Raw genomic sequence first — 264 nt, 5'->3', positions numbered from 1 at the left:
TGTGTATAAGAGACAGGGAATATAATACGGCTCACCCGTACCACCTCCATGAACGGCATCCAGAAGCGCTGCGCTGTCTCTGACTGTCCTACTGATACCGAACTGTACCGCCAGCCCGCTCCAAACCTCGTCAACAAAAGGACCGTTGGAAACCCTTCCCCGGGTCGGCTTCAAACCGAATAAACCATTTACTGCAGCAGGCACACGAATACTGCCACCGCCATCAGTCGCATGGGCAAAAGGAACAATTCCAGCCGCTACCGC

1 protein-coding gene is annotated in these 264 nt (G+C 54.2%); it reads right to left on the bottom strand.

Annotated features, from left to right (window positions below; translation table 11 throughout):
* On the bottom strand, positions 1-264 hold a 264-nt coding region (locus CDN38_RS33820), incomplete at both ends, for an amidase family protein (RefSeq protein ID WP_244307512.1).

It is taken from the genome of Mycobacterium ostraviense (assembly GCF_002705925.1).
Classification (GTDB): domain Bacteria; phylum Actinomycetota; class Actinomycetes; order Mycobacteriales; family Mycobacteriaceae; genus Mycobacterium; species Mycobacterium ostraviense.
This window is presented reverse-complemented; position numbering and strand designations above follow the sequence as displayed.